The organism is Streptomyces sp. NPDC057543, from assembly GCF_042801895.1.
Lineage (GTDB): Bacteria > Actinomycetota > Actinomycetes > Streptomycetales > Streptomycetaceae > Streptomyces.
This window is the reverse complement of sequence record NZ_JBHVFF010000091.1, coordinates 19560-27014: the sequence shown is the minus strand read 5'-3', so window position 1 is coordinate 27014 and position 7455 is coordinate 19560. Positions and strand designations below refer to the sequence as shown.

The 7455-nt window shown below is 70.5% G+C and carries 7 protein-coding genes and 3 pseudogenes; 3 read left to right on the top strand and 7 right to left on the bottom strand.

Features of this window, described 5'->3' with window-relative positions:
* The 5 genes and pseudogenes from ACFU8Q_RS17490 to ACFU8Q_RS17470 form a co-directional block, all read right to left on the bottom strand.
* Positions 1 to 407 (bottom strand): SPW repeat protein (locus ACFU8Q_RS17490; RefSeq protein WP_384454208.1); only part of this gene is annotated, 407 nt, incomplete at its 3' end.
* Positions 408 to 695: 288 nt separating this feature from the next.
* Positions 696 to 926: pseudogene (locus ACFU8Q_RS17485) on the bottom strand (hypothetical protein); the annotation flags it as partial.
* 103 nt (positions 927 to 1029) lie between these two features.
* Entirely contained in the window at positions 1030 to 2658 is a 1629-nt protein-coding gene (locus tag ACFU8Q_RS17480) for a molybdopterin-dependent oxidoreductase (protein WP_384454201.1), read from the bottom strand.
* Positions 2659 to 2786: 128 nt separating this feature from the next.
* Positions 2787 to 3554: an anti-sigma factor domain-containing protein gene (locus ACFU8Q_RS17475; protein ID WP_384454198.1), complete on the bottom strand. Its 768-nt coding sequence runs from the start codon at positions 3552 to 3554 to the stop codon at positions 2787 to 2789.
* Complete coding sequence (locus ACFU8Q_RS17470) at positions 3551 to 4135, bottom strand: sigma-70 family RNA polymerase sigma factor (RefSeq protein ID WP_384454195.1); 585 nt, start codon at positions 4133 to 4135, stop codon at positions 3551 to 3553. The genes ACFU8Q_RS17475 and ACFU8Q_RS17470 overlap by 4 nt, the downstream gene beginning before the upstream one ends.
* A gap of 136 nt (positions 4136 to 4271) precedes the next feature.
* Between ACFU8Q_RS17470 and ACFU8Q_RS17465 the strand changes: the two are divergent.
* Together ACFU8Q_RS17465 and ACFU8Q_RS17460 are read left to right on the top strand one after the other, a co-directional pair.
* Positions 4272 to 4553: pseudogene (locus ACFU8Q_RS17465) on the top strand (hypothetical protein); the annotation flags it as partial.
* A pseudogene (locus ACFU8Q_RS17460) lies at positions 4517 to 5077 on the top strand (ABC transporter permease); the annotation flags it as partial. The pseudogenes ACFU8Q_RS17465 and ACFU8Q_RS17460, both read left to right, overlap by 37 nt.
* A gap of 11 nt (positions 5078 to 5088) precedes the next feature.
* Here the strand turns inward: ACFU8Q_RS17460 and ACFU8Q_RS17455 are convergent.
* Both ACFU8Q_RS17455 and ACFU8Q_RS17450 read right to left on the bottom strand, forming a co-directional pair.
* On the bottom strand, positions 5089 to 5559 hold the full coding sequence (locus ACFU8Q_RS17455) for an ABA4-like family protein (RefSeq protein WP_384454192.1): 471 nt from the start codon (positions 5557 to 5559) through the stop codon (positions 5089 to 5091).
* Positions 5556 to 6497, bottom strand: a complete 942-nt coding sequence (locus tag ACFU8Q_RS17450; RefSeq protein ID WP_384454189.1) for a hypothetical protein — start codon at positions 6495 to 6497, stop codon at positions 5556 to 5558. The genes ACFU8Q_RS17455 and ACFU8Q_RS17450 overlap by 4 nt, the downstream gene beginning before the upstream one ends.
* A 181-nt stretch (positions 6498 to 6678) precedes the next feature.
* Here ACFU8Q_RS17450 and ACFU8Q_RS17445 point away from each other — a divergent pair, with 181 nt between their 5' ends.
* Entirely contained in the window at positions 6679 to 7407 is a 729-nt protein-coding gene (locus tag ACFU8Q_RS17445) for a MerR family transcriptional regulator (RefSeq protein WP_384454187.1), read from the top strand.
* Positions 7408 to 7455: the final 48 nt, after the last annotated feature.

The following is a 7455-nucleotide window of genomic DNA, read 5'->3' as shown; positions in this document are numbered from 1 at the left end:
GCGCAGACCAGCCCCAGCAGCAGGGTCAGTCCGCCGATGATGACGTTGTTCAGGATGACGCCGAGGCTCGGGCCGCTGCCGACCACCCACGTCGAGGCGATCATCCAGGCGCCCATGGCGCAGATGGCCCAGCTCAGGCCGTACATCCGCTCCGGCATGACGGTGAATCCGAGGCCCAGCACGGCGATGGCGATACCCATGATCACGTTGTGCGCCACGAGGGCGGGCTGGCTCGTCGGGAAGCCAAGCACCCAGGGCGAGACGGCGCAATAGAGACCGACGAGGAACACCGGTGCGTCCACGAGGGCCACGTCACGGCCACCGAGCACTCGCGCATAGCGATCGCGCATTTCGGAAACATCGGGGTGACTGGCGATGTCACGGCCGGTGTGCGAGAGGTTTGACATGGGTTGGTCTCCTTCGCTCCTGCAGACCTGGCCGCCGTTTGTGAGGAAAAGCGGCCCTCTATGCCATTCTGCGCTTATCTGGCCCTTATGCGCAGGTTCGGGGGTTACGAATATCGGTGGGAATCGTGACGTGTGAGGCACGCTCCAGCTGCCCCGGCCAGGTCCACCAGGTCTGGTGTCCGCGGTACCCGGTCCCCGGCAGCGGGGTACGTGCAGGGGCTCCGTCCAGCGAGTCGGTATTGCGCCGAAGCCGTACACAGCCCCCGCCGGGCCACCGGTCACCGTCGCGACCGTGCCGGTGTCCCCGCCCACGTCCACCGCTGCGGCCAGGGCGTTCTCGTACGTATGTGTGGTGCGCAGTGTCCACAGCGCGGTGCCCTGGCGTGGCCGTACCGCACCGTTGAACTCGGTTGCCGAGTCCGGGTGCGAGTCGGACGCGAGGACGGCGGGCCCAGCGCTCGCGGTGACCCTCGTGCGCGCGGTCCACGGCGCCCGGAACGGCTGCGAGCGGATCGCCACCGTTCAGTGCCACCCGGATCAGTCCGGTCCTGCCGCTCCATCACGCTGTGAGGTTCTATCCGGTCAGTGTCACGGAGGGCGATCTCCCGGGTGCACCGCTCGGTCAGGACACGTCGACCGTCACCGAGTGCCAGCCCGTCGCGCCGTTGGGCACGGTGCCGACGCGGTCGCCGGTCTGGGTGGCGCCGGTTCCGTCCGTGGCGCGGACCTCGAGGGTGTGGTTGCCGGCTGTGGCGGGCCACTCCCACACCCACTGGCGCCAGGTGTCCCGGTTGTCCGCGGCGGCCAGCCGGGCCGTATGCCACTCCCCGCCGTCCACCCGGACCTCGACCCGCGAGATACCGCGGTGCTGCGCCCAGGCCACCCCGGCCACCGGCACCGTGCCGGTCTTCGGGGAGGAGAACGGGCGGGGCGTGTCGATCCTGGACTCGGTCTTGATCGGCGCCTGCTGGGACCAGGACTGTTTGACCCAGTAGGCGTCGTACGCGGCGAACGTGGTGAGTTCGATGTCCTTGATCCACTTGCAGGCCGAGACGTACCCGTACAGGCCGGGAACGACCATCCGGACCGGGAAGCCGTGCTCGAAGGGCAGCGGCTCGCCGTTCATGCCGAAGGCGAGCATCGCGTCGCGTCCGTCCATGACCGTTTCGACCGGTGAGCCGATCGTCATGCCGTCGACGGAACGCGCGACGATCTGGTCGGCGGGACCGCCCTTCGACGGCGGGCGAACCCCGGCCTCGCGGAGCAGATCGGCCAGCCGTACGCCGATCCACCTGGCGTTGCCGACGTAGGGGCCGCCGACCTCGTTGGACACGCAGGCCAGGGTGATGTCGCGTTCGATGATCTCGCGGCGCAGCAGGTCCTGGAGGGTGACCTCCAGCGGCCGTGCGACCCCCTTGCCGTGGATCTTCAGCCGCCACGTGCCGGCATCGACGCGGGGCACGACCAGGGCCGTGTCCACCCGGTAGAAGTCCTTGTTCGGGGTGATGAAGGAACTCAGTCCCCGGATCCTCAGATCGGCGCCCGGGGGAATGGCCGGTGCGGCGGATTCCGGTACGGGGAGGATCAGGTTGTGACGTGAAGCGGTGGCCCCGGCCTGGACGGAGGAGGTGAGCCGCCGTCCCAGAATTCCCGCGCCCGCCGAGGCCGCCGCGGCTGCGGTCGCCGCGACGACGAAGCCGCGGCGGTCGAAGGTGTCGTATGCCTCCGCCGCCCTCTCCCCGGCCGCGGGAGAAGGCGGCGGAGCCGGTGCGAGCAGTCCGACCAGGAGGTACAGCACCCCCGCAGCCACCACGGCACCCACCACCGAAGGCAGCGCGTCGGCAGGTGCGCCTTCGGGGCGCCCCGCCGCCGCCACGGCCCCGACCAGACCGAAGACCAGTACGGCGGCGGAACCGACCCATCGGTGCCGCAGTGCCAGCACGCCGACCACCACGGCGAAGAGCGCCAGGAGAACCAGGATCCCGAGCTGGAGCGCCAGCTTGTCGGCGGTGCCGAAATTCCGTACGGCGAACTCCTTCACAGCCGGGAGAGTACGGTCGATCACCGCACTGCCCACTGCCGTGACCGGGCCCGCCTCGGGGCGTACGACAGCCGCGACCAGTTCGGCGACGGCCAGGGCGCAGAACCCGGCGATCAGACCGCTGAGCGCGGCGAGGGTGGTGCGTGCCCAGTGGGATCGCCGGGGCCGTGCCGCTCCGGCCTGCTGCGAATCTTCTCGGTCTTCAGTCACAAACAGGATTCGTCGCCGGGCGCCGGGCGGATTGGTCAGGCACCCGATGGGGTGTGAGCTTCTTTGCGGCGACGGCCGGTTGCGACGATCGCCGAGCGGCGGGCCCGAACCGTTCGCCGTACCACGCGTCAGGCCGCTGGGATGGGCAGCAGGGCCAACGGGGCGGACGTCGGACGAGCGGACCCGCCGGCCGGTTCGACGGTGATGCCTATGCCGGAGGCGCGGCCGACGGGGCCGTCCAGCAGCATCGCGTGCTGCGGTGTCGGGGTGTTCACCGTTCTCATGAGGCCCGCGGAGCGCATCGTGCCGTAGTCCTCGAACCACAGCTGGTACACCGTGCCGATCGGTGGTTCCCGCATTCCCGACGCCAGGAGGACGGCGCGGTTCTCCCTCTTGGAGACCACAACGGTGGCCCGCGCCCCGCCCCCGAGCGTGCTGGATTCGGCGTGGGCGTCCGGTGCCGCCAGTACCTGGGCCAGCTGTGCGTTCTGCCGCTGTGCGGTACGGGCGTCCGCCCGGGCGGTCCGCGCTTCCTGGTTCTGCCGGACGGCGATCCCGCCGAAGTCGACGGCTGCCGCCAGACACGCGGCGAGGACGCCCCTCGGCCACCGGCCGGCCCGGTTCCCACCGTCCCCGGTGGTGCGCGACGGCCGGGCGTCCGACGCAGATTCCTGCCGTACGGCCGTGATCTCCCGCAGCACCCGTTCGCGCAGCTCGGGAGGTGGTGTGCGGGCCACCGCGAGCCCGAGCCGGGCGGCGGTCTCCGACAGCTCGCGCACCTCCACGGTGCAGGCCGCGCAGTCGCCGAGATGTCGTTCGAAGTCCCGCCGCTCGGCCTCCGGCAGGGCCTGCAGGGCGTACGCCCCGGTCAGCGCGTGCGGTTCGGCGTTGCTCATGCGCTCACCCCGAGGCAGTCGCGCAGCCGGATCAGTCCGTCGCGCAGTCGCGTCTTGATCGTGCCGAGCGGTACGGAGAGCAGTTCCGACACCTCGCGATACGTCAGCCCCCGGTAGTAGGCGAGGTCCACGGACTGCCGTTGCACCTCGGAGAGGGCCCGCATGCAGCGGCGGACCTGTTCGCGCTCCAGCCGGCTCTCGACCTGCTCGGTGACCTCGTCGAAGGCGGGCATCCGGTCCAGCAGTGCGGCCCTGTGCTCACGGGCCGTCGACGCCTCGGCCGAGCGCACCCGGTCCACGGCCCGGCGATGGGCCAGTGTCAGCACCCAGCTCATCGCGCTGCCGCGGGCGGCCCGGAACCGAGGGGCGGTGCGCCACACCTCGACCAGCACCTCCTGCGCGACCTCCTCCGACTGGGCGGGATCGCGCAGCACGCTCCGTACGACCCCGAGGACCGGCCCGCCGACCGCGTCGTACACCTTGGCGAACGCGTCCTGATCGCCTCGCGCGACCATCCCCAGAAGATCCTGGAGATCGGGCCCGGCCGAGGGCGCTGCACTGATGTACACGGCTTCTTTCACGCGGGCTTCCTCCCTGATTGCGCATCGGCTCTCGGCAGGCCTTCCGGAGCCGGGGCAGCGTGGACGGGTCGGTGCGCGAGATCCTTCCACGTGTCCCGGAATTCGCGATACATCGTGGTTGACGCGCCGGACTGCCGGGGTGCACGACGTACTGGTCGACGGCCGCCGGGCGACCGTGCGCGTCGGGGCCGGCGCGGCGGCCGTCCCCGTCCTGCTCGCCGCCCTGGAGCGGGCCGGTGCGGCGGTCGCCGCCGCCACCGTGGCCCACCCCTCCCTCGACGACGTCTGTCTGCGCTACGCCGGACGCCGCTTCTTCGAGGCCGAGGCCGACGCCGCCGAGCCCCGACGGGTCGCCGCCCCCACCCCGGCCGGAGGTGTCCGATGGGCAGCCACGTCGCGTCCCGGACCCGGTACATGACCAGACGTCATCTCATGGCGGTCTTCCGTCAGCCGATCTTCCTGGCGATCTCCCTCGTCCAGCCGGTGATCCGGTTGTTCCTCTTCGGCAACCTCTTCAGGAAGGTCGTCGAGCTCGACGGCTTCGGCATCACGTCCTATCCGGACCACCTGATCGCCGGCATCGTGGTGATGAGTGCCCTCGGATCGATCATGTGGGCCGGCATGGGCACCCTGGAGGAGATCGAGCGCGGCACACTCAACCGACTCCTGACGACGCCCGTCAGCCGCAACGCGCTGATGAACGCCAACGTCGTGCAGAACGGCATCAGCACCGTCGTGCAGTCCGTCTTCGTCGTGCTGCTCGGCCGGGTCGCCGGAGCCGCCTACCCGGGCGGCGCGGGGGCGATGGTGGTGGGCCGTTCGGCACTGACCTCCGATCCCGAATGGGGTCTGGTGCTCGGCCGCGGGGGAGCCCTGCGGGTTCTCGCGGGGGTGGCGGTCCGGCTGTCCACCTTTACGTTCCGCTCGTACCAGAAGTCCGTCCGACGCAAGTCCTATTGCAGCGACGCGTGGCCGACCCGGTCCGGGATTCCGTTCCCGGGCCGGGCCTTCGGCTTCAGTACCGCGCGCAGCGGGAGGAAGACCAGCAGTGCGAACGGCGACAGCAGAATCGTCAGCACCAGCAGCGGGCCCATCACCAGCGGAGAGATCCCCAGACGGCGGGCCTCCAGGAACATCCACTGGCCCAGCAGCAGATCCCAGGCGATGACCTGCGCCCAGATCGCCCCCGCCCCGTTCGCCAGGGCCGTCAGCTCACGGAAGGTATCGATGTCGGGGCTGCGCACCGCGTCCCAGAGCTCGGGGAAGACCGGCACGGCCATGAGCAGATAGACCGCGAGCACCGGCAGGACGGTGAGCGGGGACGCGGCGACGCGTGCCGTGGGGCGCCAGTTCGGCGCGAGGATCATGAGCAGCCAGAACGGGGCCGCCAGGAGGAACGTGAACTCGAAGAGTGCACCGGTCATGCCGCGAACTCCTTCGCAGGGGAATCGGAGCCGGCGAGCACGTCGGCTTCGGGAACGGGCTTCTGCGGTAGGGGAGTCGACCTGAGGGCCGCAAAGCCGCAGGCTCCACTCGCCGTCACGATCAGGGCCGCGGCGCCGAGCGTCGCGCCGTCGGGGTGGATCAGTGGCTGACCGCGCAGCGCCTGCCAGGCGACCAGTACGACGACCGCCGCGTACGCGCCGGAGGCGACCAGGACCAGCCGCAGCCGGACCCGCGGATCGCGCAGCCGGGGGAAGCGCGGAGCCAGTGCGAGCAGTACGAGCAGGAAGAGTGGCAGCAGTTGGAGTGCGTGCATGCCGATGAAGTGCGGTATTCGCAGATCGCCGCCGGTCGTCGACCAGCCGGTGAGCGGCATCGACGGGCCGCCGTCCGGTACGCCGACGGAGTGCGCGCCGATCACGTCGGCGGTGTCCAGGTTCCCCGCCGCCCGCTGCCCGGGCGTGGGCTGCGTCATCAGGAAGCCGAATCCGGCTCCCACCAGGGCGAGCAGGACACCCGAGCGGATCGCCCAGGCGGCGGCGCGGTCGGCGATCCGGGCTCGCAGCAGCAGGACGGCTATGACCAGCGTGCCGGTCCAGAGGACGGTGACGGTGATGCCCATCAGGTTGAACAGCGTCTCGTCGAACGGCGTGGCGTGGTTGAAATGGCTGCGCTTGCCGCGGATCACCTGGCCGGTGATGATCGCCATCTCGGTCAGGCTGGACAGCGCGACCACGGTCCCGGCCCACCGGCCGACGCGTCGGCCACGGGTGACCAGGGTCAGCATCCAGGCGAGCGCGAGGGCGTAGACGACGAACGAGAGCGCGAACTTGAACGGCTTGAACCAGATGGCCGTGCCTGCCAGGACCCGGTCGTCGACCATCAGCCCCACCGCCGACACGACCGTCATCACGACCATCGAGGCCGCGAAGAGGACTAACGGCCGGTGCCATGAGCGCCATGAAGTCCATGAAGTCTGCGAAATCCATGAAGACATGAGGTTCCCCCTTGGAATATGGATAGCGGCACTTTCTACTATCCGATAGTGGAACTATCTATCATGGGTAGGGGGTTGGCAAGCGCGGAAGGAAGAACACGCGGTGCGCATCGGTGAGTTGAGTCGCAGGTCCGGGGTTCCGGTACCGACGATCAAGTTCTATGTACGTGAAGGGCTGCTGCCTGCCGGGCAGTTGACGAGCCCGAACCAGGCGAGTTACGACTCCGGCCATGAGCGCAGGCTGCGGCTGATCCGTGCCCTGCTGGATGTCGGCGGGCTCTCGCTGGCGGCCATCGGGGATGTGCTCCGGGCGGTCGAGGACCCGGAGCAACCGGTGCACAAGGTGCTGGGTGTCGCGTCGAAGCGCCTGACTCCGCTTCAGGGGAGCGAGCCGGGGCCCGAACTGGACGACGCCCGCGACGAGGTGGCGGAGCTGGTGGAACGGCGCGGCTGGCTGGCCGACGCGCACGGCCCGGCCGGTGAGTGCCTGGCCGGGGTGCTCGTCGCGCTGCGGCGGGCCGGGCACGGCGGATTCGTCGGACTGCTCGACGACTACGCGGCCGCCGCCGAACCGGTCGCGCGGGCCGACCTCGACTACGTGGGGCGGCGGGTGGCGCGCGAGGACCTGGTGGAGAGCGTGGTCGTCGGCACGGTACTAGGGGAGGCGATGTTCAGCGCGCTGCGACGGCTCGCGCACGTGGACGCGTCCGCGCGCGCGTTCGAGACGGTGGGTGACGGCGGGGGTGCCGACGGCGACGGTGGCGGCAGGGGTGAGGCGGGTGCGTACGGCGACGGCGACGGTGGGGTGGTGGCGCCTGTCGACGGTGAGTGAGCCGGCGCTCGGGGAATGCGTAAGCCCCGGTCGGGACCGGGGCTTACG